The organism is bacterium (assembly GCA_035527515.1).
Lineage (GTDB): Bacteria > B130-G9 > B130-G9 > B130-G9 > B130-G9 > B130-G9.
Map to the genome: position 1 here is coordinate 1 of DATLAJ010000042.1, position 26,246 is coordinate 26,246.

Below are 26,246 nucleotides of genomic sequence, written 5' to 3' on the forward strand. Positions count from 1 at the left end.
GTCTTGATTGGGGACGATCCTGTCGCTCTCGACCAGGCGGCGCTCGACATGGTCAATGCCGCCACACCTTTGCCAGACTCCCTCGCCTCGGACCTCGGCCTGAAGCCCGGCGGCAAACTCCTTGCCGACCTGCACAGGCCGGACCCGCAGCTTGGGATAGACGAGGCGGCTCGCCTCGGCCTCGGCCAAAAAGAATACGAGACCATCACACTAGATGACAATTAAGTAAGTGCTAATCTGAAAGACTGGGTTAAGCAAAATGACAGATGAACTACTCTGGGTTGCCCTGGCTCTTGCGCTTGGCGAGAGACGAGCGGTTTTCAGGAACCTTGTAGCGGCGTTCGACGACATCGGCTCGATCTTCAGCGCGTCCTGGCAACAGCTTTGTCAAGTTAAGGGTGTAACCCGTGAGCTGGCCTCGGCAATCAAGAGAGCGCCTCAGAGCGATGAACTTCAGAAAGAGAAGGAGACAATTGCACGGCTCGGCCTGAAGATCGTCCCGCTCAAAAGCCCGGACTATCCGGAGAATCTCAGGCATATCCCGGACCCGCCGGGGCTTATCTACGTGCGCGGCACACTTGAGGCCAAGGATAGCTTCGCCATCGCGATCGTCGGCACCAGAAATTGCACTCACTACGGCCAACAGACTGCTCAGAGCCTCGGTATGGAGCTAGCGTCGATGGGCCTGACCGTCGTGAGCGGGCTGGCGAGGGGGATCGATAGCCACGCTCACAGGGGTGCGCTCATGGGCAAGGGAAGAACCATTGCCGTACTTGGCACCGGACTTGACAATATATATCCGCCAGAGCACGCAGAGCTGGCCGACAAGATAGCAGCTTCGGGGGCCGTGATAAGCGAGCTTCCCGCCGGAGTCCCACCGGTTCCAAGAAACTTCCCCGTTCGCAATCGCATCATCAGCGGCCTTGCGCTCGGCACCGTCGTGGTTGAGGCGCCGCCAAAAAGCGGTGCGCTAATCACTGCGCGGCTTGCGCTTGACCAGGGGCGAGAGGTCTTTGCGGTGCCCGGCAACATCACCGCTCAGACGAGCCGTGGGACGAACCTATTGATTCGCCAGGGTGCTAAATCGGTTCTTTCTGCCAGAGACATAGTCGAGGAGATAGCGCCAGAGATAAAAGGCATGTTGCACGAGGAAACGCTCAGGGAAGCAGCTGAGGCAAAGCTCAACCTCGACCCCAACGAGCGCAAGATATACCAGACGCTATCACAGGAGCCGCTACACATCGACGAGATAACGCTCGCAACCGCTCTCCCACAGCCGAAGATAAGCCTGGGCCTCTTCAACCTGGAGTTAAAGGGCCTGGCCAAGGAGCTTCCGGGCAAGCTCTTCGTTAGAACGCTATGAAGTCAGCTGCAGCTCGTAGGTTCGACGCCGTCTGCTGCATAGGTGCTTCAACTTGACGAGAATCTTGTAGGCCAGCCTCCAAAACGGACGGAGCAGCTTGCTGTCGAGTATCGCGGCCAGCCAGGGCTGACAGAGGAACCGTATTAGCGGCCTGGGGGCGCGATTGTGTAGCGCAAGGACAAGGAAGTTGAGGAACGACTTCTCGAACTCGTGGTAGTATTTTCGATAGACACTCCTAACTGCATCCTCTATCAGCCCGTCTTTTCTCGCCCTATCCCACAATTCGGTGCCGGGATAAAAGGTCAACGAGAAAAACTGAATAATGTATGGACGCGGCAGCCTCAGCAGCAGCCTGATGGTCTTCAGGACGTCCTCACGCTCCTCATAAGGATTGTCCAGAATCACGTCGTAAACTGGCGGAAACATCCTGTCCTTGTGCCGGTTAAGAATCTTGGCCGCACAGACCACCTGCTCGTTCGAGATGGCACGCCGATACATCCGGTTCGTCCGCTCGCTACCGGACTGTATCCCCATCTCAACGACATGCATGCCAGCATCAACCAGGTATTCGCACTTCATCTCAGAAACTGTCGGCGGGCTCACAAGTGCGAAAAAAGGCATATCTATGCGGCTCTTGTATTCCTCACAAAAGTCCCTCATCACCTTCTCTGGAACGGCCGTCATCGAGTCGTCCGAGAACGCTATCAGTTCGATGTATGGCATGTTCTCTTTGACGCGCTCGAGCTCCTGCATAACGTTCTCGTTGCTTCGACGCCGCAGAATCTCCTGGCCTGGGAAGAGCTTCCTGAACGCGAAATTGCAGCAGTATGAGCACGCGTGGGGGCATCCGCGGGTAGTCATAGTCTGGTAGAAACAAAGACCCTTGCCCAGCCGCAATCCGTTCACGAACAGGTCCTTCTGGACCTCGTAATCCATCCGCACAAGGTGCTCTCGACCCTTGTCGATCGTGTAGTGGTCCTCGTAGTCGAAATCCTGAAGCGGAAGGCTGTCCAGGTCGAGTATCAAAGGCTCCAGTGGGTTCTTTATGACGTTGCCATCATCCTTGAACCAGAGACCTCTTATGTCGCGCAACTCCTCACCGCGCTCCATCGCACGAACGAGATTCAACATCGGATACTCACCCTCGCCCACGCAGACAATATCGCAGTAGTTGAGGCAATCCTCAGGAATCACAGTGGGATGAATCCCGCCCCAAATGACCGGCACACCAAGCCCTTCCCTGACAGAGCTCGTGATCTGCACGGCCCGGTCGAAGTAATTGCTCATCACAGAAACGCCAACCAGGTCCGAGCTTGAGCACGCCTGGACAACATCATCCATCAGGCTATCAGGATAGCGGTGCTCGAAATGAGGCTCCTCCCTCAGAAGCGACTCGTGGTCAGGTAAAAAGACCAGCTCGCACTCAACGCCGTGCGCCTTCAAGAAGGACGAGATGCCACGAATCCCCAAAGCGATAACGTCAAGATACGGCGAAATAAGAGTTACTTTCATCGCAAAAAATCTCCGGCGCAGACGCTCAGTGCGAAGGACTCCGACTGCCAACCAGCCCCTTAATGCCCTCGCCAGGCGCGCCAAAAATCCGTTTCCTAACTCTAACAACCAGGCCCATCGTCAGCTCAAACCAGCGTCTGTCAAAGAGAAACCTGAACGGCCGCGCCGCGAGATACCTTATCAGAACAGGAGGAATAGGAGTGTTGAAAAGATAGAGCAGACAGTTCAGATAGGTCTTCCTCTTGTAGAACAGCTGCTTGCGATAGACCTGAGTAATCATGTCTGCTATCAAGCCATCCTCTTGCGCCAGACGCAGAAGCTCCGTCTCTGGCAACAGCGTCAGGCAGAAATACTGAATGAAATACGGCCTCTTGATCCGCGAGAGCAGCCTCACAGTCTCGGCGACATCCCTGCTCGTTTCAAACGGATTATCGACTATGACGTCGTAGCGGGGCGGCAGTATCCGGTCCGAAAACTTGTGAATAACATCGGTTACGGCGAGCAGCTTGTCGTTCGAGATGTCTCGTCTGTAAAGCCTCGTGGTTCGCGGGCTGCCAGTCTGAATGCCCACCTGAATGTATCGCATTCCTGCATCAGTCAGAATCTCCATCTTCTCCTGCGTAATGCCGTAGGGCGTGCCGAGGCAGAAAAAGGGGAGTTTCGCTCGTTCCTTGTAAAGAGCTGCAAACCTGTCGAGCTCTGAGACATTGCGGTCGAGAAACGAATCGTCACAGAAGAAGATAGAGCCTATGAACGGCATTATCTCCCCTGCCTTGGTTATCTCTTCCACGATATTCTCGGGCGAGCGATACCTCAGCCACGGCTGATTTGGGTATTTCTTCTTCAACGCCGTGTTGCAGCAATAGGTGCAGTTGAACTTACAGCCACGGCTGGTCAACATAATGTAGTAAGCGGTCCCAGTAACGGACTTAACGGGACCTTCTCTGAGAAAGAACCGCAAGAGGTCTGGTGTCATCCTGACGAGCTCGTCCTCGAGGAGCACGTAATCGTCGAGCAGGTCGTAATCCGGAAACGGGAGAAGGTCTAGGTTGTGCACGAGCGGCCTGAGCGGGCCTCGAACCGGCAGGCCGTCGCTCGTCGGCCAGATGTTTTTGATCTGTCCGCATTCCCCATCCTGGGCCAGATGCAGTGCTAGCTCTGTCGCCGCCTCCTCGCCCTCACCGATACACAGGTAGTCGGCGAAAGGCGCACATTCCTGCGGCATGAGCGTGGGGTGAACCCCGCCCAGAACAACGGGTATCCCGAGATTATCCCGCAGGAAACGGCACAGCTGTCTTGTCCTGTCGTAATAGTTGGTCATGAACGAGATGCCGATAAAAAGAGACCCGATGCACTGCTGGGCGACTTGCTCGAGAACTCGCTTGGGGTAGAAATAGGCGTCAGAAGGAACATCTCCTCGACTCTCAAGGCTTGAGATGGGCAAGAAGATCATTCTCACCTCGAATCCTGCCCGTTTGAGGCAAGAGGCTACGAGCCTGAGCCCAACCGACGATATATCCCCATAAGGAGAGATGAGGGCAATCCTCGGAGCCGGGCCCGCGAGCTGTAACTCGTCGCTCGCCATGAGCGGCTCAATCTCCCATTCAGCCAGCTCGGGGCAAGATTCTGTTCTTGGCAAGAATCGTCTTCTCATTAAGAATGTAAAGAAACCTGTAAAACGGCCTCGTCCAAGAGCCAGACAAGAGCTTCACCACCCACTTGGAGGTCAGAAACCTCATCAGGGACCTTGGAGCGCCTCGATTGACCAGCGCCATAAGAAGTGTCGGATACCTTCCCTGTCGCCGCATGTAGAACTTGTTGTAGATCTCCTTCGCCTCATCTCTGATCAGGCCATCTCTGCTCGCTCGCTCGTAGAGCTCGGTGCCAGGGAATAGCGTGAGTGAGAATATCTGTATCGTAAACGGCCTTTTGAGATGCATCAACAGATTGACCGTGTCGATACCGTCCCGCACCGTCTCGTATGGGTTGTCAACAATCACGTCGTAGAGCGGGTGAAGCCGACCTGCGTAGGTATGAATCAACTCCGCAGCTCGGAGCACCTCCTCATTCTTAACCGTCCGATTGTAAAGCGCATTGACACGAGCGCTTCCCGTCTGAATGCCCACCTGAAGAGCACTGAGCCCCGCATCAACCAACATCTCAAGCTTCTCCGGCGTTATGTTGCTCGGACTTGCAAGGCAGAAAAGCGGCAGCGCAACCTTATCTTTGTACTCCGAGGCGAATTGCTGGATATCTTTCGTTGTGCCAGCGAGAAAGGAATCATCGAAGAAACATATCCGATTGATGAAGTCGTATCGCCTTCTGACAGCTACGAGTTCAGAGATGACGCTATCGACGCTCCGTCGCCGAAGATAACCCTTCCGCCCGTAGAGCTTTGTCAGCGCACTGTTGCCGCAGAATGCGCAGTTGAAAGGGCAGCCTCGCGTCGTGATCGTCTGATAGTTGAGCTCGCCCCTTGTGTGAAGCGGTCCTTTGCCGTGAAGCCTCTTCAGCACCTTCAGGTCGGGGACCACGAACTTGCGCACGTCGGGGTCAAAGACGAAATACTCTGGGTTATCAAAATCGGGCGGAGGGATGCTGTCGAGATCGCGAATCAGCCGCCTGACTGGGTTCTTTCTTATCCCACCCTCGGTCTTGACGCAGAGGTTTTTGACGTCGTCGTAAGGCTCCCCGCCTGCGATGCGCTGGGCAAGCTCCAGCATCGTCTCCTCACCCTCCCCCACAACCACGATGTCCGCGTGCCTGATGCACTCCTCCGGCCGTATCGTGGGGTGAATCCCGCCCCACACGATAGGCACTGAAAGCCGCTCTTTAAGATATGACGTCAACTGAACGGCGCGGCTAAACAGGTTCGTCATCAGCGAGACAGCGACCATATCGACGTCCTGGCAAAGCGCCGCCACACCCTCAAGCAGCTCCGGGCTATACGGCTCAAGGAACTCCTGAAGCACCTGTTTGACGTAGAGATTCGGGAGGAAGATCAGCCTTGTGTCAACATCCCCATCACGCAAATAGGCCGAGATGCTCCGAACCCCAGGCGAAAATACATCTGAATATGGCGAAATAAGAGCAACTTTCAAACTCTGTCCTCCAAAAAGATATTACTGCCCCGATCCTATCAGCTTTGAGCAGCTCGGCTCAAGTAGTGCCCCAAATCGTAAGGCCGGCGCTACAAGACCGCTGCGTAGGTCCCCAGCGATTATGAGCGCTTGGGGCAGCCAAGAACCTCTTGATGTTCCGTGAACACGCCCACACTCAGAAGTTCACCTCGTCCTTCAGCACCTCGCGCGGCTTGCTCCCCCTGAACGGTCCCACTATGCCCTGCTGCTCCATCATATCAATGTAGCGGGCGGCACGGCTGTGGCCAATCTTGAGCTTGCGCTGCAATAGCGAGATCGAGGCGTACTTGGAGCGGATAACTATCTCCACTGCCGTCCTGTAATGTGGATCGTCCGTGCCCTCAAAATCGATCGGCTCCTCCAGCTGGACCTCGTCGAAGATGCTGCTCTCACGCACCGGCGCAGGCTGGCTCTTGAGGTACCTGACGATCCTCTCGATCTCGCGCTCAGAGATGAACGCCCCGTGCAGACGGATGAGGCCCGGCGCGCCCGGCGTCAAGAAAAGCATGTCCCCCTTGCCAAGAAGGGTCTCGGCCCCGTTCTGGTCAAGAATGATCCTTGAATCGACCTTCTGAGCAACCCTAAAGGCCAGCCTCGAGGGGAAGTTGGTCTTGATAAGACCCGTAACAACATCAACGGATGGACGCTGCGTGGCAAGCACCAGATGGATGCCAGCAGCGCGCGCCTTGGCAGCGAGCTTGACTATCGGGACCTCTATTGCCTGCCTCGCCGAGAGCATCAGGTCTGCAAGCTCGTCAACAACTATAACGAGATAGGGCATGGTCTTAAGCTCCGGCGGCATATCCTCTGGCTTGACCCCGGCAAGCTCTCTGGCTCGGACCTTGCGCTCCCGCAAGACGCGCTCGTTGAATTCATCCACGTGGCGGACCTTCCGCTCGGCGAGAAGCTGGTATCTCTTGTCCATCTCGCTAACCGCCCATCTAAACGCCAATTCCGCGTCCTGCACGTCGCTGATAACAGGCTCCCTGAGATGCGGTATCTTATTATATGGCGATAGCTCCAGCACCTTCGGGTCGATGAGAATCAGCTCCAGCTCCTCGGGCGTGGTGCAGTAAAGAAGACTGCACAGCATCGAGTTGATGCAGACCGACTTTCCCGTGCCGGTTGCGCCAGCAATCAAGATGTGTGTGATCTCGTTTAGCGAGATGACCTGCGGCTGGCCTGCGATGTCGGTCCCGATCGCGAGCTTGAGCTTTACAGGGTTCTTGGCGAATTGGTCTGAAGACAGGACCTCGCGAAACGTTATGATTCTGCGATTATCATTAGCGACCTCAACTCCTACAACTGACCGACCCGGAATCGGCGCTATACGAGGCACAAACCTCGCCTTCATGGCAAGGGCGAGATCGTCCGCTAGTGAAACTATCCTGCTGAGCTTCACTCCCCGGGCGGGACGGAACTCGAACCTCGTGATGATCGGCCCCGTCAAGATGCCAGCGATCTTACCGTCGATCCGGTGATCGGCGAGCTTCTCAACTATCTGTTCCCCCTTTCTGATAAGACCATTCCGCCGCTCAGGATTGTCAATTATTCCGGTCGGGTCCAGAAGGTCCATACCCGGGAACTGATAGCTCCCGCCCCCAGACTCCCGGACGGGCAGCGCCGCTCGCTTCGGGCCCCTCCTTCTCGGTTTCTTTGTGGTTTGCTGGGATGGTGCAGCCGAGGCTGACTCTGACGAGACCTCGGGCTCCCTTGCAGTTTCTGCACCAAACAGCTGAAGAAGCAGCCCGAGAACACGGCTGAGGCCGACGCCGACAACTAGCATCGCCGACACGACAAGAAGCCCTGCTGTGATGATCATCGCCCAGAATGCGCTGAAAGAATCAACTAGTAACTTGGCAAGCTGCCAACCGAAAAAAGCACCCTCTATCGTGACAGGCCACTTGATGAGAGCGAAAATCGCTCCGAGAGAGACTGCGAAAACGAACGAGGCAGCGACCTTCAGCCAAAGGCGCCGCGGCCTTCTCCGAATCAACGTGGCGAAAGCCAAGACAAGTAATGCGACCAATAGCGGATAGGACGGAATGACTCCGAACAACAGGGCGAACGCGCCGTATATCCACCTCCCGACAGTCCCCACCGGATTGGAGGCAGAATCGCCGCCCCAGATGCTGACAATAGACAGCGCTGCGATGAGCACCACAACCACGCTGACAGCGTCCCTGAAAGCCCGCTGATGGAACAGCTGATAAACTGTTACAGCCCTAGCTTCCCCAACGCTGCGGTTGGTTGCTGACTTCTTCGTCCTGGCCACGTCTCGCCCTCAACAAATGTTATCTTCTTAGCAGCCGGCCGTAGAGCTCAACACGCCTGTCGGACACAAGATCGTTCCTGCTCGTCAGGCTCTTCTCGCAAGACATCCTGGGCTCGATATCGACTACGCCGGCTTCCTCCCCGTCAATTGCCGCCCTTGCCAGCACGTTCCCAAGTGGATCGACGATCAGGCTCCCACCGGTGAAGGTAACTTCACGTCCAGAAACCGTCTCAGTCCCGACGCGGTTCGCCGTAATAGCAAAAACGCGATTCTCCAGGCATCTTGTCACCATCGCTCCCTGACAATACGGCAAGACGAGGTTCGCCGGATGGCAGATTATCTGCGCCCCCTTGAGCATGAGAACCCTCGCCGTCTCGGGGAAATACCAGTCGAAACAGATCATCATCCCAACCTTGACCCCAGAAACCTCGAAGACCTCCGGCGCCCGATCGCCTGGCAAGAACACGTCCTTCTCGTAGCCAAAGAGATGGAGCTTGCGGTAGCGAAATACCTCGCCGTCAGGTGTTGCTAGGACCGATGAGTTAAAAAGCTTGTCGCCGTCGCCCTCCGCAAGTCCGCCGACGATCGCGACGTGGTGTTCGGACGCTATCTGAAGCAAGGCCTGAGTGGTCGGGCCGGAGGGTATTCTCTCAGCGAGCTTCTGCGCCTCAGCCGCGCTCGAGAAGAGGTAGCCCGTGTTGAAAAGCTCAGGAAGGACAAGCAGGTCGCACTGAAGCCGGCTGACTGCGCCGTGCACCTTCTCTATATTGCTGCTCTTTGCCCCACGTTCGGGACAGAACTGAAAGAACCCGACCCTCATTTACGCTTCCTGTTCGTTGCGGCAAGCTACTCGCAACAGACTCGCCAGATGAGATTAAACTTTTTGCGTCAGATACCAACATCATCGCAGCTGAGCCGCCAGAAAAGCAAGGTATCGTCGGCGCGGTGCTCGCCGCATCGCGTCTGGCACGTGGCTATGAAATGGGATGAGCCCGTCTTCGTGCTTTCGATTACATCATCAAGAGTCGCGGCAAGCGGCACGCCTACAAAGGCCAGTCACAAACCTGTTGGTCAGCCCTCCATGGCGCGAATGCACTAGCTCTTACCTGGCCTGGCAGAATAGGCAGCGTAGGAATCTATGGACGACGCCTCGACCTGGGCACCCAATTCACCGTTGCCTGGCACCGGTTGCTGGTCCCGCATCATGAGCCTACCCTCAACAAGCGCCCAGTCGCTAACCATCAAGTCGTTGAAGCTAGCAGCAAGACCGTTGCGACTGATGACCGTGCTGCGCGTGACCGATACGACGACTCTGCCCTGCAGTAGTAGGGGCATCGGCCCCCACGAGTTCGTCCCTGACAAGACGATGGTGCTGTTGTCGTAGTTGATCCGGTCGATTGCGCCCTCGAAATAGACCCAATCGGTATCACCAAGAGAGAAGTCAACGCTGTGCGCTACAAAGTAGTCATCTCCATCAACGGCGCGGTGCCAGCTTCCAGAAGCCACTGCGAAGTCGTCCACCCGCACGTCCTCAAACTCGATCGACATCCCCCTCCGGGTTAGACGCGCCTCGTCTGTCAATCGCACAAGCACTCGCTCGAATGGGCGTTCCGCCTCGTAAATCATCTCGGACAGCCAAAAGGACCGCTCTTCTGGGATTATCTCGTCAACGCTGCCAGACACGAACGACGGTGTTGAGGAATCCGTAACCTCGATCCGGTCCGCGACGATTCCCGCACAACGCTCCTCGTATCCCAGCTCCGAGGCCCAGCCGTCCACGTAAACGTAGTTGCCGAGCATCACGTCTGCGAGCGAGATAGCCGCTCCGTCCTTAGCTATGACGGTGTCATCTGTTACGTAAACCATCCAGCATCCCCAGAAACCAGGATCATCGGTATCTTGCCCCCAGACAAGGCTTTCCACCCGCAGCACACCTTCATCAACATCCACAGAAGTCACTGCCCCCTGGCAGGCCATTGCTGGCCCGTGCCGGCTATCCTTATCAAATGTGAACCAATCTGCCCAATCGCCATCCCCATCCTCAAACGTGGCCTGCACTCGCCATCTATACTCGCCGTCCGGCAGCTGAGCAGCAAGCTCCGGGTTGACCACGAGTGACGTGATGAAAAACGGCAGGACGACAGAGACGGTCGCATCGCCCGGAAACGCTATCTCGAAGTTGTACCCCATCGCCTCGGGGACGGCGCCCCACTCGAACGGTATCGGCATGCCCCGGTAGATAGCCGCGCCATCGGGCGGGCTTAGGAGGCCAGGTACCCGGGGATCATGGTCAGTGATGCTCAGAATAAATGGCGCAGGCACGCTTATCTGACCGCTGGAGCTGATTGCGACAGCAAAGAGCTCGTAATCTCCCGGAAGCACTATCCCGGGCAAGTTAGGGACTGTCCAATCACCCTCCAAGGTAGTGTAGCTTTCGGTGGTATCGGTCTCGGCAAGCTCTAGAATCAGGACGAACTGATACATGATCCAAACGGCGACCTCACCACCGGTTTCAGGACTCGCAACGTTGGCCCAGAACGTCACGGTATCGCCATAGGTTGCCAACGGCGGTGTTACACCGCAGTCCAACACCTGCGGAGCTTGCTGCGCGCTGGCCAGCAGTCCGAGCCCTAAAAGCATCGCCAAAAGCAGCAAAGCGGTTCGGGCACTTCTGAATGTCTTGGCCATGTCCTTTTCCTCCATTGCACCTAACATTTAAGCAAAACACTTGTCTAAAGTGTGCCTTCAAAGCATTTTACCCAATCCGCCTGGTGAATGTCAACCCATCTTTGATAGGAGTTTTCGCATTCTATCTTGGGGTGCTTCTGGGCGCCGTTTTTGTTTCAGCGTGCTTGACAGCAGCTATGAATCCCCCCATCCCCGCAAGGGGATCAACGTAAATAGCCGTGGGTGCAACCCACGGATCAGGGTCAGAGGAGGAAAGGAAAACAGCCCTGAAAGGGCTGAACATCGCCCTCTGGACGGGCTGTTCGACCCCTCGGGGTCGCTCTGATTTTTTGGGCAATTTTGGCGTTGACATATTTGTGGCGGCGTGAGAGGATAACTCCAAAGGCGTATTGTATATCAGTTTCAGGTTGGTGAATCCGCCTGAACCGGTGGTCCGGATTGCGAGATTCGGGCTAATCTTGTGCTGAATCATCCGGCGAGGGCGCAAAGAAGGGAGGCGATATCTGTTGAAGAAACTTCTGCTTGTCGCTATTGCGCTAGTTGCTGCCGGCTCGATTGCGTTTGGTCTGTCTGCGTTCACGGGGTCGAGCGCTCGTTCGACGCCGGATGCAGCTCAAGTCCGGGATGATGGTCTTGGCGGGCCAGGTACGCTGGACATGGACAACTGCATCGCGCTCGTCAGTATCTCATACTGTGCGCCCGCGCCTTTGGACAAGTGTGAGGTCCAGTTCGAGGTCAAGCATTGGGACAAGAGCGAGAGCTGTTGCGCTCACGATGTAGGCACGCTGTGGTTTAGAGTGGCCGGCGGGTTATATACCGCGATGACGCAATTCGCTGCTGGTTATGATAGTGGGGCCGGCTGCTACTTTCATCTGTTCCATTCGGCGACGTACGAACTGCCAAACAACGTGACGGTGTTTTACGACGTGTATGACAGTGCCGATTCTAGCAATTGCAAGCAGTCTGGCAGCTTCCTGATCAGTTGCCAGTAGCGCGGGTTTTGTGAGCCTTGGTGCGCGGGCTTGGCCCACCCGCGGGCCGGGCTAATAGAAGAAGTTCCTCGATAGGGATCAAACGTGTAAGACTTTAACGGAGGATGGTAGATGAGACGAAACTGTCTGTTTGTTTTGGCTGTTATGACGTGTTGTTTAGCTTTTGCGAGCTTGGGCTTGGCCGGGATGTGGCGCCCGATGGGCCCATATTCTGGGATGATCTTTGACCTGGTTATGGCGCCGGAGGACCCAAATGTTTTGTTCCTTGGCGTCAATGGCGGGTTCTTCAAGTCGCTCAACGGAGCCGATTCCTGGGAGCGTGTTGGCGAGGGTTATAGCTTCTATCCTGACAGCATCTCGGCTGCCAGGGCCGGTCGGGACCTGGTAATCGCTAGCACTATGTGGAATGTCTATCTCTCGCTGGATGGCGGCGTGACCTGGCGGAAGGTGGAGGACTTGCCGTTCTCCTATGGTACAGGAATCAACTCCGTCGCCATCGATCCGAGAAACCCAGAGGCCGTCTGGGTCTGTACAAGCAAGGGTCTCTGCTGGTCCGGGTCGTCGGGTAACAACTGGTATTGGCGTAACGATGGCCTGCCCGAGAACTTCGATCCGAGGTCTGTGAGATTCGATCTGAGCGATGCTTCGGGGGGACGGCTCTATGTCTTTAGTCTTAGCGGTGGGATATATCGGTCGGACAATTTTGGAGACAGTTGGGAGCTGGCCGTGCCTGAGGAGCTAAAGTTCACTAAGATAGATGACCTCGCCCTTGACCGTCAGGACGGGGAGACTCTCTATGCGTGTTCTAAAGGCCTTGGCGTTATAAAGAGCGTTGACGGTGGGAGTAGCTGGGCGGCCAAAAACGCTGGCTTGTCTCAGCTTCGTGTCAATCGCATCGCGATCTTCGACTCGGAGCCGAATGTCTTCCTATACTGCGCGACGAACGAAGGTGTGTACATCTCGGAGGATGGCGCAGAGACCTGGCAGCGGCGCGAGGAGGGTGTGGTTCTGGGCACACACGCCTCGTCCTTGATTGTGTCCCCCGTCGCGGCGGACGTCGGATATATCGGGACGCAGTTCGGTGTTTACAAAACTGTTGACCGTGGGTTCAAGTGGCGCGGCGCCAGCTTTGGATGTAACGCCGTAACCGTGACCAACATGGCTTTCGACCTCAGCCGCCCGGGGACTATCTTTACCGCAACCGAACAGGGCTTCTTTGGAAGTTCAGACAATGGACTCAGCTGGCATCTTCTGTCTGTGGAGGGGATGGCCGTGAAGTATCCTGATGTAATGATTGTGGCGCTGGACCCTCAAGAGTCCTCGACGGTTTACGCAGGAACGGGGAAAGGCAAGCTCATAAAGTCGGGTGACCGTGGAGAGACTTGGGAGGAGTTATACAGCGCTCCTTTTGGGATCTGCCAGCTGCTGATCGACCCAACCGATCCGCAGACAATGTACATGACGATCGCATCAGGGGAAGTTTTGAAGAGCGAGGATGCCGGAGCGACTTGGGCGGAGGCGATGCGTGGCGTCGTAGGTGCTCCCGGTATGCAGGCAGGGGCGCTGGCAATGAATCCCCGAATGCCCTCCATTCTGTGGCTAGCAATCACAGACAGCTCCGGCGGTATGGTGTATCGCAGCCAGGACGAAGCTGGCAGTTGGCAGCCAGTCGTGGACTTCAGAGCGAGCGACATAGCGATAAGTCCTGTGGAGCCGGAAACGGTCTATCTTGGTGGACATGGTGGGCTTTTAGTCGCCCGTGCGGATGACATTGGAGGCTATACTCTTGAGGAGCTGAACTCAGGGCTTCTCTGCACCTGGGTAAACAGGGTAAGCATTACCCCTGGTAATCCCGACGTCCTGTTCGTGGCCACTGGTTCGCTTGGAATGACCTCCATCTTCGCTGGGGTTTACAAGAGTCCCGACGGAGGCCGGGATTGGACTCGGTTGTCCTGCGAGAACATGGTCGGCACCGTCTGCAATTATGTAGCCGCAGACCCATTTAGCCCCAATGAGGTCTGGACCGGGTTCCTCGGAAACGGCTTGCTGAAATACACAGATGAGCCAGGGCCGCCCATCGAACTCTCACTCTCAACCGGCCAGAACCAATACGTCGCCGGCGATACGCACATCGCCAGAATCTCTGCAACCAACAATGCGGGCGATATTGACGTTGACCTCTACATAGCAATCATGCTGCCGGACGGCTCTCTGCTCTTCTGGCCGGAGTTTAGCTCCGAGATGAGCGCCGGATACTCGATGACGCCGATGCCGCGCGGCTTTTCGATGACCGATGTTGTCTTCTTCCAGATGGCGCTGCCCTATGGCCTGCCAGGCGGCATGTACACCTGGTTTGCGATGTGCTTTGCCCAGGGCGCCGAGGACGCCGTCAGCAACCTGGCAAGCGCCGATTGGACGTTTCAATAAGGAGGGAACGGATCACACGCATCACACGACCCATTAAACATGCCCCTGAGCCTCCTTAATAATCAGATTGAAGAAGGGAACGTCGTGGCCGCGTCGGGGATGGGGCGCATGAGATTCTGCCCGACAGGGCACACCACGGGTAGCCGCAGGCGCAGCCTGACGGTAAGAGGAGAGCTCCCTATGATAACCCTCCCGTTGCGTTGCACGCACGGCTACCCACGGTATCCCCTGTCGGGGATTTGCAGCGGGGTTATGCCCTAACTTCGCTGTCAGAAGAGCCGTTCTCAAGCCCCGTCAAACGAAAGGGGGCCCTGACGCCCTCCAAATGCGAATGGGGAAACTCCTGCCCTCGCCGGGCGCTTGCATGATCGTGCAGCAGGAGTATCTTCAGTGCTCGCACATCGCAGGACAGAATGTGGCTTCAGCAAATAGGGTTGAGAAGGATGCGCAGTCTTCTGATCATCGTGCAGGCATTCCTTGCGCTAGCGCTTTTGTGCAGCGGGGCTTGCGCCAAAGAGGTGCTATTGAAGGCCGACGCTGATTACAGCTGGCACGACGTCTTCTTCGTTGACAGCAAGACTGGGTTTGTGGTTGGCGACGGCGGCCGGATGAGGAGAACCGACGACGGCGGCAAGACGTGGGTGGAACTTCCAAGCGGCATCGCGAGCAACGTTCGGCTGATGGGCGTGTGGTTCCCTGATCGAGACAACGGACTGGTCTGTGGAACCTTTGGTACTCTTTATAGGACAGGCGACGGCGGCAAGACATGGAAAAGGCTTCAGGCGTTTGAGGCGGAGCTCGAGGACATGGCGTTTTGCGGTGAGAAGATCGGATACGCGGTCGGCCTGTCGGGGCGGATACTTTACACGCACAACGGAGGCGCAACCTGGGTCGAGGCGAAGCGCCGGACGCCGCACTTGCTGCTTGGGGTAGCTTGTCAAGGGGAGAAGCTCGCTTGGGCGGTCGGCCTGGGCGGGACGATCGTGCACACTGCGGACGGCGGCGAGACGTGGGACTTGCAGGATTCGGGGACATCCACGGTCCTCATGGACGTCTGTTTCGTTGACAAGAACAACGGCTGGGCAGTTGGGATGGACGGCGTCATCATCCACACCACGGACGGAGGCAAGACGTGGCTCACGCAGCAAAGCGGCGCGAAGCACGAGCTCGATGGGGTACGCTTCGTTGACGAGAGGACGGGCTTCGTAGTTGGGCAGGAGTCGATATTCCTCTGGACTACGGACGGAGGTAAAACATGGCAGAAGAAGATACTCATCGACAAGGACAAGTGGCTCTATTCGGTCTTCATGCTCGATGCGAAGACGGGCTATGCCTGCGGCAAGAACGGGATACTCGTCTCTCTGCCTTGAGTTCCGGGAAGGACTAATCCGCGATGAATGCCATCATAGCCGGCGCTGGTCCCACGTTCTCGTCTGGCGAGAGGCCCACGGCGGCGGGGCAGGCTCAAAGAGGCTATCCAATAAGTCGGCTGATGGAGATTTTACTGTCCTCCCACACAAAAATGATACAGGAAATCAGACAGGTTGTCAAGATCAAGGGGTGCCGCGCTCAGCCGGGCCTGGTGTCCCAAATGTGGCTATAAAACGACATCGACGTCGTGTAGGGGCGATTCACGAACCGCCCTTAAGGTGCCCGATCGGATTAGACCAGGGCGATTCGTGAATCGCCCCTACACAGGCAAAACGGACTTATTGGGCAGCTTCCAAATGCCAATGCCCGGGGCATCGGCGTAGCTATGCAGTCCCCCCCAGCACAATCGCCATTTGATATGCGTTGTCTGCCTCGATAGAATCGGCTTGGTTTGTGTTTATGGTCAACTTTCAAGCGACTTATTTGAGGATAAGTGTCATGAGACGATTATCGATCATGGTGTTCTTGGCCGCGATTGGCCTCGTAGCATTCGCCTTTGCCGATGGCTTCAGTTCCTTCACAACGGTAAACAGCGACATCGCCAGCAACCAGGTCTCGGCTGTGGCCGTCGATTACCTCGGCCGGGTTCTTATCGGAACCAAGGATTCGGGGCTTTCGCTGGTGCAAGGCTCTGACTGGACGCACTTCACAAAGGACAACTCAGGCCTCGTAAGCGACAGAGTCAAGGCCCTGGCGTTCGACTCCTCTGGCCGGGCCTTCATCGGAACGGACGTTGGCGTGTCGATCCTGTCTGGCTCCGGCTGGCAGACATTCACCACCGAGAACTCGGGCCTATCCGATAACTGGACCGAGGCGCTCGCGGTCGCATCTGATGGCGTGGTCTGGATGGGTACGCACTCCGGCGGCCTGTGTTCCTACGACCAGGGGAGTTGGGAGCACTTCAGCGTGTCCAACAGCGGACTGGCATCTGACAGAATCGCCGCCGTTACGGTCCAGGAGGACGGCGCAGTGTGGGTCGGCACCAGCGATGCTGGCGTCTCGGTCCTATCCGGCGACAGCTGGACCACTTACAACACCAGCAATTCCCTGCTGATGTCCGACAACATAAACAGCATCGGCGTCTGCCCATCAGGCGCGGTCTGGGTCGGGACACCCAACGGACTGTGCGTCTATCGCGACGGCGAGTGGGAGGATGGGACGAGCCTCGTCTTCGACCCAGATGTCCGGGCCATCGTCGTCGATGATTTCGGCTACCGCTGGTTCGGGCTCAGGACGGGCGTCGTGCAGTTCGATGGCTCCTGGGCCGTCGATTACGATTACGAGGTCTCAAACGCCTGCATCACCTCCGTCGCTTTGGGTGAAAGTAAGGTCTATTTCGGGTCCCGTGAACACGGCTTGTTGTGGTTCGACTACGGCGCGAACTTGCCACCGCTGATGCCTCAGACGCCTGCCGGGCCAGATACCGGCTCGACCGACACGGGGATGGAGTTTTGGACGGTAACGACAGACCCCGAGGGCAGTTCCGTGTCCTACCAGTTCGATTGGGACGACGGCTCAGATTCGCAGTGGGGGCCGGCTACGCAGTCACATACTTACTCCTCACTTGGCACCTACGGCATAATCGTTCGGGCGAGGGACGATGCGGGCAAAAAGTCGGCCTACAGCGAGGGCCACACGGTGAGGGTAGCAACTGGCAACAGGCCGCCCCAGTCGCCGACGACGCCTCGCGGGCCGGCATCGGCGTTGGTGGGTCAGCGTGTTGAGTTTTCGACCTCGAGCTACGACCCCGATGGGGACGAGATTGAGTTCACGTTCGAGTGGGGCGACGGCAATCAGGGCGACTGGGGCGAGCCTGTTCAGACCTGGGCTTACGAGCAGACGGGTACCTTCAACGTCAGAGCCAAAGCGAGAGACGATAAGGGGAGAGAATCTCAGTGGTCACCGACCGCCTCGATCAAGATCGAGCAGCCCAACTCGCCGCCATCTCGACCACAACAGCCGTCAGGCCCGTCGTCCGGGCTTGTCAACACCACATACACGTTCACGACGAGCGCTATCGATCCTGACGGCGACCAAGTCTCATTCCTCTTCGACTGGGGCGACGGAGAGGACAGTGGCTGGGGGCCGCCCTCGGCATCTCACGCATATAAACGCATTGGAGAGTACGACATCTGTGCCCTGGCTAAGGATGAGCACGAGGCCCAGTCCAACTGGTCAAGCTATCACACCATCGAGATAACCGGAACGTCCAAACCCATAATAGAGCTCGGCTCCGTCCGGGACACATACTACTTGGGCGACACAATCAAGCTCTACGGCACGCTTATCAACGACCTGGATGAGATGATGGTTGACGTTTATATCGCGGCCACGTTTCCGGGCTCAGACACGCTCCTTTACTACCCAACCTTCGGAGCCGACCCGTCCCCAATCCCGATGACGCTCGCAGCGCACAGCGAGTTTGGGCCCTATTGCTTCTTGCAGCTTCCGATAGTAGGCCAAATCCCGCTCGGCAGCTACTACGTCTATGGGGCGCTCGTGGCGCCCGGCACGCAGTTTGACTTCCTCTCGGAAATAGATGTGCTCGTCTTTGAATACGCCGGCGAACAGCAGGGCAGATGATCATCCTGTCAGACTACAACATGGAGGGTTTATGAGAGTAAAGGAACAGATATTGAACGCGGTCAAGGATCTTCCCTCGGACGCCTCATTTGAGGACGCGATGGAGCGGCTCTATCTTCTTTACAAGATACAGCGCGGAGTTGCGCAAGCGGATGCCGGGGAGACTGTAACCCATGAAGAAGCGAGGGAACGCCTGAAGAAATGGCTGACGTAAGGTGGACCGCACAGGCTCTTGACGATCTTGATTCGGTTTGCGCCTACATCGCCCGCGACTCCCCGCACTATGCTCAAATGTTCGCCACCGATGTGTTCGAGGCGGCAGAGCAATTGGCGCGATTCCCGCGTCTGGGACGAATCGTGCCTGAAGTGGCTCGCGATACTGTGAGGGAGCTGATTGTGGGCAATTACAGACTCATTTATCGGGTACAGCAAGACCAAGTTGAAATCCTAACAATTCACCACGGTGCGAGACGACTTGAACGCGATAGAGTTTGAGAACGTATCCGAGAAATACACGCTACGGCGTGGGCACGCTGCGAGCCTGAAGTCCGTCGTGCTCTCGTTCGGGCGAGGTATGGAGGGAGCAAAGGAGGATTTCTGGGCGCTTAAGGACCTCAGTTTGAGCGTTCCAAAAGGCTCAGTGATGGGCATCATTGGCGAAAACGGCGCCGGCAAGAGCACCCTTCTGAAGCTCGCGACCGGGATCATCGAGCCTGACATGGGTGAGGTCGTCGTCCGGGGCCGTGTCTCTGCCCTGCTCGAGCTCGGCGCTGGGTTTCATCCCGAGCTGACAGGCCGCGAGAACGTTTTTCTCAACGGCTCCATCCTGGGCCTCAAGCGCCGACAGATACATGAGTGCCTCGACAGAATAGTCGAGTTCGCCGAGCTCGAGCAGTTCATTGACATGCCCGTTAAGTCCTACTCCTCTGGGATGTATGTGCGCCTGGGCTTCGCCATCGCAGTTCACGTCAGGCCAGACATCCTGATTATTGACGAGGCGCTCGCGGTCGGCGACGAGGCGTTTCAGCATAAGTCGCTGAACAAGATCATGGAGTTCAACAAGGAGGGCAAGACGATTCTCTTCGTATCGCACAACTTAGCGGCCGTGGAGCGGCTTTGCGATACGTGCATCTGGATGCACAAGGGCGAGATTCGTGCCCAGGGTCCCGTGCGCAACGTGCTGCGGGAATACGACACCTACGTTGCGGAGGGGTTTGTGGCCAGGCTCGACGGGAAGGAGGGTTTTCAGGTCAAGGAAAAGGTCGATGGCCGCCGCGGTAACCTCAAAATCAGGGTCGTTGGCGTAACGTTTCTCGATGGACAGGGCAGGAGTAAGAAGCTGTTCAAGATAGGCCAGCCGATGACGGTTCGGGTCGATTACGAGGCCGATGTCCCGTGCGAGGCCCCGGTCTTCGGGGTGGCGATATGGCGCGAAGACAACGTCTATGTCTATGGCACAAACACGCTTTGGGACGACCAAGCGACCAGGCCCATCAAGGCGGGACGCGGCTCGTTCGAGATGAGATACAAAGCGCTTTCGATTCTCGAGGGCAACTACAAGGTCTCGGTGGGCATTTTCAAGCCGGGCGGGACGACCCCTTACGATGCCTTTGACTTCCACCCGCCTCATTACCCCTTCCGGGTGCAGGGCACGGGCACGTCGCACGGCATTGTCTTTCTCGAACATGAATGGAGGCAGCCGTAGATTTCTGGAAGGCTGGATTGTGAAGGATGAGTCATGTATTAAAGCGCCTTCATCCTTCCAGGGCTGGCGCTTGTCGTTCAGACCCGAAGGTGTAGTATGCAATGTTACGCCGCTTAACGAAGCCGAGGATTTGACGGGACGTAGGAGATACGAGGATACCTTATGACGGCACAAGACGTCCGCTGGATCCGGCACTTAAACAACTTCTCAAAGGCCATGGCTCAATTGACAAAGTTCATTGAGAAGGGCGACTTGAACGAGCTGGAGAAGCAGGGCCTGATCCATGCTTTTGGATATACCTACGAATTGGCATGGAACACGCTTAAGGACTTCTTTGAAGCGCAGGGTGAAACCGATATTTATGGCAGCCGCGATGTTTTTCGCCTGGCGTTTAGGCGCGGCTTGATAGAAAACGGCGAGGCGTGGATGGACATGATCAAGAGTCGCAATCTGACCTCTCACACTTATGACGAAGCCGTAGCCTCCGAGATCGTTTCTGCCATTCTCGAAAGTTACTTCGCCGAATTCGAAGCGCTCAAAGCCACATTAGAGGAATTGAAACTGGAAGAACAGGTATGAAATACGGCCTGAAGGACAGCACAATCCAGAAAGTCCAATCTGTCCTCGCTCGCTATCCGCAGGTGGGGAAAGCGATTCTGTACGGTTCGCGCGCCATGGGAAACTACAAGAACGGCTCGGACATCGACCTGACCCTCTACGGCGATGGTCTGACAATGAAAGTGCTTTACAGAATCATGGATGAACTCGATGACCTGCTCCTGCCCTACACGATCGACCTGTCCATTCTCGATAACATCGGCGATCCCGATCTTCGTGACCACATCCGACGTGTCGGCGTGGTCTTCTATGCACGAGACGACGCGCAACTCGCGGGCGAAGAAGACAAGGCGGCCAGCAAGGTGTTTTACGGAGAAGCGGATGGTGTCTGACCAGTTCCTTCGCGAACCGCTTAACGATGTTTCAATCAGGGGCGATCTCAGGAGAGTGGGCGCAGTCGGCGTTGATATTGTGAGAATCTCACGGGTGCGGGAGATCGCCAAGCGCCGCGGCGAGCGTTTCCTGAACCGCTATTTCTCGAAGGGCGAGGTTGAGTATTCGTTCACAAAAAGCGATCCTTATCCTCACCTCGCAGCGAGGTTTGCGGCGAAGGAGGCGGCGTTCAAGGCGTTTTCGTCCGCAGGAGTCCGTGGGCTGCCGCTGAGCTCGTTCGAGGTTGTTCTCGGAGGCGGAGGTGTGCCCGCAATTCGCGATTCGGGCCGCGCCTCGTGCAGGTTTGCGTCCGATAACATCGCAGTTTCGTTGAGCCATGACGGCGACCTTGCGATCGCGGTCGTAATGTTGTCTGGGGAGCTTTCGGTTACAAACAAATAGGTGCAAAGGTAATGGGAATGAGAGATGTTAGCGTTGCGCTGGTCAGCGTGTTCAACAAAGATGGGATCGTGGATTTCTGCCGTCGATTGGCGAGGCTGGGTGTGAAACTTATCTCGACTGGCGGCACCGCGGCAAGACTCAATGCCGCTGGGCTTGAGGTGACTCTCGTGGAGGACATAACCGGGTTTGCCGAGCTATTGGACGGCCGCGTCAAGACGCTCCATCCCAAAATCCACGCTGGCATCTTGGCCAGGCGTGACGTTCCAGAGCACCTGTCGCAGCTTGCGCAGCTGGGCGCAAGCCCCATCGACATGGTTGTGGCTGACTTCTACCCCTTCGGCCAGGCGAGGGATGAGTGCCTCGACCTCGAGAGGACGACGGAGCTCATCGACATAGGTGGTCCGGCAATGGCGAGGGCTGCTGCGAAAAGTTTTCGGGATGTGCTGGTCGTGCCAGGGCCTAAGTTCTACGACTCTGTTGCCGCGGAGCTCGAGAGCAATGCCGGCGCCTGCTCGCTCGAGATGCGCACGAGGATGGCGATCGAGGTTTTCCAGAAGACCTCGCAATATGACGCCGCGGTTGCGTCGTATCTGGAGCTCCTGACGTCGGGCAAAGATGAGTATTTCCCGCAGTCGCTCTCGCTCTCGTTGAGGAAGCTTGCGACGCTCAGATACGGCGAGAATCCGCATCAGAAAGCGGCGCTTTACGGGGCGCTGGAAGATGTAAGCGCCGTTCTTGGTGCACAGAAGCTCTCGGGCAAGGCGCTTTCATACAACAACATCGTTGACATCCTGGCGGCTCTCAACCTCGCGGTGGAGTTTGACAGGCCAGCCGTGGCGATTATTAAACATCGCAGCCCCTGTGGAGCCGCTGTTGGAGAGCGCCTTGACGAGGCCTACGAGCGCGCTCTTGCAGCGGACCCCATCTCCGCATACGGATCAATAATCGCCTGTAACAGACCTATCGATATGGCGACGGCCGAGCTTGTGCACTCGACAACATTCGTGGAGGGACTCATCGCCCCGGGTTACGAGGAGGGCGTGCTCAATCTGCTCATAAAAAAGAAAAACAGGCGGTTTCTTGAGTTTCCTGCCGGGTTCGGGAGGGGTTCGTGCAAGTTCGTTCACACGACCGTGCCGGGCGGCTTTCTGATCCAGACGGTTGATGCGGACTTGTTTAACGAGACCGGCCTTAAGACTGTTACGGAGGCTGAACCAAACGAGGCGCTAGAGGGCGACCTTCGCTTCGCCTGGACCGTGTGCAAGCATGTGAAGTCAAACGCGATAGTTGTCGCCAAGGACGGCGTGACGGCCGGGATCGGTGCGGGGCAGACGAACAGGGTGGACGCGGCGAGGATAGCGATAGGGAACGCTGGCGAGAAGGCTAAGGGCGCGGTGCTTGCGTCCGACGCGTTCTTCCCGTTTGCCGATTCTGTTGAGGAGGCGCACAAGGCCGGAATTGCGGCGATCATCCAGCCGGGCGGCTCCAAGCGCGATCAGGAGGTGATTGACGCCTGTAATCGGCTCGGAATACCGATGGTCTTCACGGGGATGCGGCACTTTTTGCACTGAAGTTGTCAAAGGATGAAGGCGGAAGGATGAAGGATGAAAGTGCTCTAATGTATGACTCATCCTTCATAATGCATAATTCAGCCTTCCGGAGTCGTTTATGCGGGTAATGATCGTTGGCGGCGGCGGGCGTGAACATGCGATCGCCTGGAAGGTCAGGCAAAGCCCCCTAGTGGATGAGCTTTTCTGTGTGCCCGGAAACGCCGGGACAGAGGCCATCGCACGGAACCTGCCCGAAGATGCGGCCAACATCCAAGGCATCGTCTCCCTCGCCCAGGAGCATCGCATAGACCTCACGATAATTGGGCCTGAGGCGCCGCTCGCCATGGGCCTTTCGGACGCTCTCCAGTCGGAGGGCCTTACGGTGTTTGGCCCCACCAAGGAGGCCGCCGCGATCGAGTCGAGCAAGGTCTTCGCCAAGCAGTTCATGGCCGACTGTGGGATACCAACTCCGAGCTACTGGGTCTTTGATGACTTCAGGAATGCCATCTCGTTCGTGGATGAGAAGGGCCTGCCGGTTGTGATTAAGGCGGATGGGCTCGCCGCCGGCAAAGGCGCCTTCGTCTGCCGAACCGAGGACGACGTTGACGAGGCACTTAGGAATACGCTTGTGGAGGAGCGGCTTGGCGACGCTGGCAAGAGCATTCTGGTGGAGGCCTGCCTCGTTGGTCAAGAGGCGTCGGTCGTGGTGATCACCGATGGCGAGACCGTGCTTCCCCTGCCTTGTTCGGAGGACCATAAGCAGCTCTTGGACGGCGACAGAGGTCCCAATACGGGCGGCATGGGGGCATTCTCGCCGACAGAGGTCATTGACGATGCGCTTCGGGACCGGGTGATGCGCGAGATAATGCTGCCGGCCATTCGCGGGCTCAAGAGCCGGGGGATTCTCTACCGAGGGGCGCTTTATGCGGGACTGATGATAGTTGATGGCGACCCTTACGTTCTCGAGTTCAACTGCCGATTCGGGGACCCCGAGACGCAGGCCACGCTGCCCAGGGTCAAGGGCGACCTCGTGCCTGTTCTTATGGCCGCTGCAGACGGCTCGCTGGAGGGGATAAGCATCGACGTGGCAGATAGCCACTGCGTCTGCGTAACGCTGGCCTCCAAGGGCTACCCGGGCAGATACGAGAAGGGGCGTGAGATTCATGGCCTTTCAGAGTGCGAGCGGCTCGATAACGTCGTCGTGTTCCACGCCGGGACGAAGACGACTGACGGAAGGGCTTTAACTGCCGGTGGCAGAGTCCTCGGCGTAACGGCCACTGGGGCGACCAAGAAAGATGCGCTCCAGCGGGTTTATGACGCAGTTGACCGGATCGATTTTCAGGGTAAGTATTTCAGGCGAGATATAGCGATGCGGCGAGGCCGCTAAGCAAGGATGAAGGCGGAAGGATGAAGGAAGCCTATGTAGGGGCGGCTCACGAGCCGCCCTTCATACGTTCGGTTAAATCAAAAAAAGGGCGGTTCGTGAACCGCCCCTACACCGCCATAATCCATGATTCAGCCTTTAAAAGATGAAACGACAGCGAGGTGAGTGTGTCGAAACTTGCAATTGACGGCGGAAAGCCTGTCAGGGACGATTTCCTTTTCTTTCACCGGTCGAGTGTTGGCAAGGAGGAGGTCAACGAGATAGCCGAGTCCTTCGCATCTGGCTGGCTTACGACGGGGCCGAAGACCGCGGAGTTCGAGAGGCGGTTTGCAGATTATCTCGGCGCCTCGGCCGTAGTTGGTCTGAACTCCTGCACAGCGGGGCTGCACCTGGGCCTAGTCGTCTTGGGCATCGAGGAGGGAGACGAGGTGATCACAACGCCGATCACGTTCCCCTCAACTGCGAACGTCATCGAGCACCAGCGAGCCAAGACGGTCTTCGTCGACGTTGAGCCTGGCACGCTTCTGATAGACCCAAAACGGCTCGAGGAGGCGATAACGCCTCGTACCAGGGCCGCGATCCCTGTGCACTTTGCTGGCCACCCGTGCGAGATGGGAAGGATCATGGAGATCGCGAGGGGACATGGCATTCATATTGTCGAGGACTGCGCCCACGCGATCGAGGCCAAGACCGACGGGCGGCATTGCGGTACGTTCGGCGAGGTTGGGGCGTTCAGCTTCTACGCGACCAAGAACATAACGTGCGGCGAGGGTGGTGCGGCGTGCGTTCAGTCGGAAGAGCTTCACGACAAGCTCGCGGTTCTCAGGCTCCACGGCCTCACCAAAGACGCCTGGAAACGTTACGACAAAGGCGGCTTCGCCCACTATGAGTGCGTTGTTCCGGGATTCAAATACAACATGATGGATATCCAGGCCGCAATGCTGTTGCACCAGCTCGCCAAGCTCGAGGGCTTTGCGAGGCGCCGGCGCGAGATCGTTGCGATGTACGACGATGCCTTCGGCGAGATGCCCGAGGTTCGGCCGCTCGCCAGAAGAGCCAGCGTCCAGCACGCCCACCACATATATCCGATGTTGCTCGAGCTCGAGCGGCTAAGTTGCAGCCGCGATGAGTTCCTCAACGCGATGCAGGCGGAGAACATCGGCGTCGCCGTGCACTTCAGGGCGCTTCATCTGCACCCGTACTATCGCGAGAAGTACGGTTTCAAACTGGGCGATTTCCCGAACGCAGAGCACGCCAGCGACAGGCTCGTCAGCGTGCCGCTTTACCCCTCTCTGGCAGACGAAGACGTAAAGACGGTCATCGAGGCGGTCGATAAGATAGTTGCGCACTTCAAGCGATAATCTGATTGAATAAGGGATGGCAGCGATGGTTGAGACTATAAACGTTTTCGACAGCGAGGAGGAGTTCGCACATCTCCGGGGCGCAGTGATGTCCACGATCGAGGAGTTCTCGGCGGGTCGAGGCGGCAACGTAACCTACGGAGAGATAATGTTTGTGCTCCAGTCCATAATTGACGAGTTGGAGCAGCGGTGCGAGAACCACACCTCCTCAGACGGACCAACCTCGATCGATAAGATGACACGTGTGTCGCACATCAGGGGGGTTCTCTCGAGAACTGTGCGTCTTCTGACCGAGAAAGGGATAATCAGCAAGGATGAGGAAGGCCAGCTCATCTCGGGGACTTAGTGAAAGCCAACTCGTCCGGTATCTGGCAAGAGCCTCGTCCAGATGACAGTCGCGCGAGGCCGGCATTCAGCCCGCCAACCTATTGGGACGTCTGTCG

General features: G+C 57.1%; 22 protein-coding genes. 16 read left to right on the top strand and 6 right to left on the bottom strand.

The genetic code is table 11. From position 1 onward, the window contains the following. Window positions 1-225, top strand: a 225-nt coding sequence (locus VM163_02735; protein ID HUT02790.1) for a 4Fe-4S ferredoxin, incomplete at its 5' end; no start/stop codon positions are given. 34 nt (window positions 226-259) lie between these two features. Next, entirely contained in the window at window positions 260-1,363 is a 1,104-nt protein-coding gene (dprA, locus tag VM163_02740; GenBank protein HUT02791.1) for a DNA-processing protein DprA, read from the top strand. On the opposite strand, the gene VM163_02745 is transcribed toward dprA, so the two are convergent. The 6 genes from VM163_02745 to VM163_02770 form a co-directional block, all read right to left on the bottom strand. Beyond that, a complete protein-coding gene (locus tag VM163_02745; protein ID HUT02792.1) occupies window positions 1,358-2,875 on the bottom strand; it encodes a radical SAM protein in 1,518 nt (505 codons plus the stop codon). The genes dprA and VM163_02745 overlap by 6 nt on opposite strands. Before the next feature lie 25 nt (window positions 2,876-2,900). Further along, window positions 2,901-4,514 (bottom strand): radical SAM protein, encoded by a 1,614-nt coding sequence (locus tag VM163_02750; protein ID HUT02793.1) that lies wholly within the window; start codon window positions 4,512-4,514, stop codon window positions 2,901-2,903. Continuing rightward, on the bottom strand, window positions 4,480-5,976 hold the full coding sequence (locus VM163_02755; GenBank protein ID HUT02794.1) for a radical SAM protein: 1,497 nt from the start codon (window positions 5,974-5,976) through the stop codon (window positions 4,480-4,482). Before VM163_02755 ends, VM163_02750 begins: the two co-directional genes overlap by 35 nt. Window positions 5,977-6,151: 175 nt before the next feature. Continuing rightward, window positions 6,152-8,290 (bottom strand): DNA translocase FtsK 4TM domain-containing protein, encoded by a 2,139-nt coding sequence (locus VM163_02760; protein ID HUT02795.1) that lies wholly within the window; start codon window positions 8,288-8,290, stop codon window positions 6,152-6,154. A gap of 19 nt (window positions 8,291-8,309) precedes the next feature. Continuing rightward, window positions 8,310-9,110 (bottom strand): nitrilase-related carbon-nitrogen hydrolase, encoded by an 801-nt coding sequence (locus VM163_02765; protein HUT02796.1) that lies wholly within the window; start codon window positions 9,108-9,110, stop codon window positions 8,310-8,312. A gap of 275 nt (window positions 9,111-9,385) precedes the next feature. Beyond that, a complete protein-coding gene (locus VM163_02770) occupies window positions 9,386-10,978 on the bottom strand; it encodes a hypothetical protein (protein HUT02797.1) in 1,593 nt (530 codons plus the stop codon). 506 nt (window positions 10,979-11,484) lie between these two features. On the opposite strand from VM163_02770, the gene VM163_02775 reads away from it, so the two are divergent. The 14 genes from VM163_02775 to VM163_02840 all read left to right on the top strand — a co-directional run bounded on the left by VM163_02775 (window position 11,485) and on the right by VM163_02840 (window position 26,149). Then, the gene (locus tag VM163_02775) at window positions 11,485-11,970 is read left to right on the top strand and encodes a hypothetical protein (protein HUT02798.1); all 486 of its coding nucleotides are present in this window, start codon (window positions 11,485-11,487) and stop codon (window positions 11,968-11,970) included. Window positions 11,971-12,081: 111 nt separating this feature from the next. Next, complete coding sequence (locus VM163_02780) at window positions 12,082-14,397, top strand: hypothetical protein (protein HUT02799.1); 2,316 nt, start codon at window positions 12,082-12,084, stop codon at window positions 14,395-14,397. 443 nt (window positions 14,398-14,840) lie between these two features. Continuing rightward, complete coding sequence (locus VM163_02785; GenBank protein HUT02800.1) at window positions 14,841-15,767, top strand: YCF48-related protein; 927 nt, start codon at window positions 14,841-14,843, stop codon at window positions 15,765-15,767. A gap of 499 nt (window positions 15,768-16,266) precedes the next feature. Continuing rightward, a complete protein-coding gene (locus VM163_02790) occupies window positions 16,267-18,411 on the top strand; it encodes a PKD domain-containing protein (GenBank protein ID HUT02801.1) in 2,145 nt (714 codons plus the stop codon). Window positions 18,412-18,442: 31 nt separating this feature from the next. Beyond that, window positions 18,443-18,625, top strand: a complete 183-nt coding sequence (locus VM163_02795) for a hypothetical protein (GenBank protein ID HUT02802.1) — start codon at window positions 18,443-18,445, stop codon at window positions 18,623-18,625. Further along, window positions 18,613-18,906: a type II toxin-antitoxin system RelE/ParE family toxin gene (locus VM163_02800; protein HUT02803.1), complete on the top strand. Its 294-nt coding sequence runs from the start codon at window positions 18,613-18,615 to the stop codon at window positions 18,904-18,906. The genes VM163_02795 and VM163_02800 overlap by 13 nt, the downstream gene beginning before the upstream one ends. After that, window positions 18,887-20,116: an ABC transporter ATP-binding protein gene (locus VM163_02805; protein ID HUT02804.1), complete on the top strand. Its 1,230-nt coding sequence runs from the start codon at window positions 18,887-18,889 to the stop codon at window positions 20,114-20,116. The genes VM163_02800 and VM163_02805 overlap by 20 nt, the downstream gene beginning before the upstream one ends. 162 nt (window positions 20,117-20,278) lie before the next feature. After that, window positions 20,279-20,695: a nucleotidyltransferase substrate binding protein gene (locus VM163_02810; GenBank protein HUT02805.1), complete on the top strand. Its 417-nt coding sequence runs from the start codon at window positions 20,279-20,281 to the stop codon at window positions 20,693-20,695. Then, a complete protein-coding gene (locus VM163_02815) occupies window positions 20,692-21,066 on the top strand; it encodes a nucleotidyltransferase domain-containing protein (protein ID HUT02806.1) in 375 nt (124 codons plus the stop codon). Before VM163_02810 ends, VM163_02815 begins: the two co-directional genes overlap by 4 nt. Further along, window positions 21,056-21,508: a holo-ACP synthase gene (gene acpS / locus VM163_02820; GenBank protein HUT02807.1), complete on the top strand. Its 453-nt coding sequence runs from the start codon at window positions 21,056-21,058 to the stop codon at window positions 21,506-21,508. Before VM163_02815 ends, acpS begins: the two co-directional genes overlap by 11 nt. Window positions 21,509-21,525: 17 nt before the next feature. Beyond that, window positions 21,526-23,079, top strand: coding sequence for a bifunctional phosphoribosylaminoimidazolecarboxamide formyltransferase/IMP cyclohydrolase (gene purH, locus VM163_02825; GenBank protein HUT02808.1), 1,554 nt, complete (start codon window positions 21,526-21,528; stop codon window positions 23,077-23,079). 97 nt (window positions 23,080-23,176) lie between these two features. After that, window positions 23,177-24,445, top strand: coding sequence for a phosphoribosylamine--glycine ligase (purD, locus tag VM163_02830; GenBank protein ID HUT02809.1), 1,269 nt, complete (start codon window positions 23,177-23,179; stop codon window positions 24,443-24,445). Between the two features lie 164 nt (window positions 24,446-24,609). Then, window positions 24,610-25,803 carry a DegT/DnrJ/EryC1/StrS aminotransferase family protein gene (locus VM163_02835; GenBank protein HUT02810.1) on the top strand — a complete coding sequence of 398 codons (1,194 nt, stop codon included), beginning with the start codon at window positions 24,610-24,612 and terminating at the stop codon, window positions 25,801-25,803. Window positions 25,804-25,828: 25 nt separating this feature from the next. Then, window positions 25,829-26,149, top strand: coding sequence for a hypothetical protein (locus VM163_02840; protein HUT02811.1), 321 nt, complete (start codon window positions 25,829-25,831; stop codon window positions 26,147-26,149). The last annotated feature ends 97 nt before the right edge of the window (window positions 26,150-26,246 follow it).